2 protein-coding genes are annotated in these 2,561 nt (G+C 57.1%); both read right to left on the bottom strand.

All coding sequences use genetic code 11. The annotated features are described in order from the left end of the window. On the bottom strand, positions 1–696 hold a 696-nt coding region (locus HKN37_14380; protein NNE47835.1), incomplete at its 3' end, for a hypothetical protein. 178 nt (positions 697–874) lie between these two features. Then, positions 875–2,561 (bottom strand): cytochrome B (locus HKN37_14375; protein ID NNE47834.1); only part of this gene is annotated, 1,687 nt, incomplete at its 5' end.

Raw genomic sequence — 2,561 nt, 5'->3', positions numbered from 1 at the left:
CTCAAGTCCACGTGACGTGACCTCTTTGTGGAACGCGGTAATCTCTGACGGCTGCTCGACGGTCACCGAATCCCAAACGTGACACGTCGTGCAGTCTGAGGCTCGCTCGAACTCCGCCGTCTCGATTACGCCCTCAGGTTTCAGATGACACAGGAAGCACGTGGTCTCCGTAACCCGAATGTGGTCACCCTGAACGATCTGGGAGTGACAACTGGTGCATCGGAGTTCCTTGCCGCGCCGGAGGTCTCCAAGGTGAGGCTCATGATCAAACGCGACACCTCGAAATCCAACCGTACCCGAAAGGAGTCGTGTCTCATGACACCCGCTCTGCAGACATGAAGCGTCGTCGATCTCGGCCCACGGCTTGCGGCGCGTGTAGGAGCTACCGAGATAGTTCACCACTTGCACAAGGCCTTCAACCTTCCCGCGAATCGTCCCGGCAATGCCAGGGGGGAAATGGCACGTGACGCAGGACACCTCTTCGTGCGCCGGAGCCGCTATCCAGCTCTCGTAATACGGCTCCATGTAATGACATGTGGGACAGAATGTTGGCCTTGACGTGTACTCCGCCGACAGGCCGACAAAAAGGATTGCCAGAACACCGATGACGGACGATCGGATCGCAAGTTTGCGCTTGCTGCCCGGGCTCTTGAGCCAACCGGAAATCTTCCCTGCGAATGTTCGAAGTCGCTTCATATCTGTAGTTGCGGCTCTCAAGGAATCGGCAACATCCGCGCCGCCCCAAATTGCCTCGCGATTACCCCGCGACTATAATACCGCCACGGGCTAACCCAAACGCCGTAACCGTCGAAAAGACCCGCGCCGGCTCATGTTTTCACGCGCGGTCCGCATTGTGTTTCAGGCTCCGGATCAGTCAATCTTCCCCTTCGGCGCTCTCCTTTTCTTCCGCCTCGCGCCGCATTCTCTCTAATTCGAGCGGGTGTTCATGCTCCATCTCCTCTTCCGTGATTCTGCCCGTAAGCCAGGTGAAGTTCATGGGGTAGGCATCGGGGTTGAATATCACGTAGTAGAGGTGCCAGACCACAATCGCCAGAAATGCCAGCCAGGCTTCGTAGTAATGAATGGTCTCATTCACGTCCACGAACAGTTTCGAGAATTGACCCATGAACTGGTTTTCAAACCAGAGCACGATGCCGGTTACGGTCATAACGATGGTGCCCCAGATCAGCGCCCAGTATTCCGACTTCTCGACGTAGTTGAAACGGTCGAAACGGGGTCGGCTCTTTGATGCTCCGACGTAGTACCGCATCATCTGAATGATGTCCCGAAAATCCTGGCCCCGGAACATGATGTCCCGCACGAACTGCCTGCCCCGTACCGTAAAGATGATGTAGTAGAGATGGTAGAAGGAGTCGCCGACCATTATGACGGCTGCTCCCCGATGAAGAATCCCGCGAAGGTCAAAAACGCCAACTCCGAAATTCTCACGGAGGAAGATGACCCACCAGGCATCAGGAAACTTGAGCATGAACCCGGTGATTGTCAGAAGAATGAAGCTACCGGCCAGAAGCGCATGTTGGACCCGCTCGTTCACTGTCATGCGCACGTACAGACCCCGCTTCCCGTCAAGACCGGACATTCCACGCTGCGGCGGATTCAGACGCTCGTGGTAATGATTGACCATCTTGCGACCCCAGTCCATCGCATTGTGGACACTCATCGCACCGATCGTTCCCACAATCACGAGGAGATAGATCGTCGAAATCCAGTAGAGCAGCGAATCGCCGCCGGGCGTACGAACGACATGGACCGAGCCCCGCGCAAAGTTCGCGGTGGCTCCCGGATGGCATTCCCCGCACGTCACTTCGAGATTCGCCGGAAATACCCGCGATCGTTCATCTGACGACGGCAGGATATCGTGGATGCCGTGGCAGCTCGCGCAGTTGGCTGCTTCGTCGGAGCCGAATCGGGTCGCAAGGCCGTGATAGCTGTCTCCAAACGACTTCGGTCGGTCCGACGGAAATCCATACTTCGTGGACAGCTTGTAGGAGTCGTGACACGGTCGACAGACCTGCTCCGAGACGTTCAGCGCTGCTACCGGTGAAGCCGCACTCGTGTGTTCGATGATCGCGTGTTCGGCGTGGCACGTCGTACACGTCGGCGAGTCCGAGTTGCCGTCTGCAAGCGCAATCCCGTGGATGCTGCCTGCAAAGACCGTCTCGATCTCGTCGTGGCAATCTCCACAGGTCGCCGCGATGTTGAATTTGTTGATCTTTGAGTAGGGGTTACTTGCCTTCACGGCCTGGTGACCGCCGTGGCAGTCGCTGCAGATGGCCGCTTCCGCATTCCCCGATGCGGACGCCAATCCATGAACGCTGTTGTCATAGCTCGCAACAAAACCGATAGTGTGCGTCATCCGAGCTGTGACTTCTTCCGTGTTCAGATGACAGCTCTCACACACTTCTACCTCGTGCTGACGACTGACCGGGGATTCGCTGTCTGTGATCTGATGGATGTCGTGCTCGCCGTGACAGTCGGTACACGTTGGGGCGCCTTCGAAACCCGACTGGAGCGCACTTCCATGCTCGGACGCCATATAC

It is taken from the genome of Rhodothermales bacterium (assembly GCA_013002345.1).
Lineage (GTDB): Bacteria > Bacteroidota > Rhodothermia > Rhodothermales > JABDKH01 > JABDKH01.
This window is presented reverse-complemented; position numbering and strand designations above follow the sequence as displayed.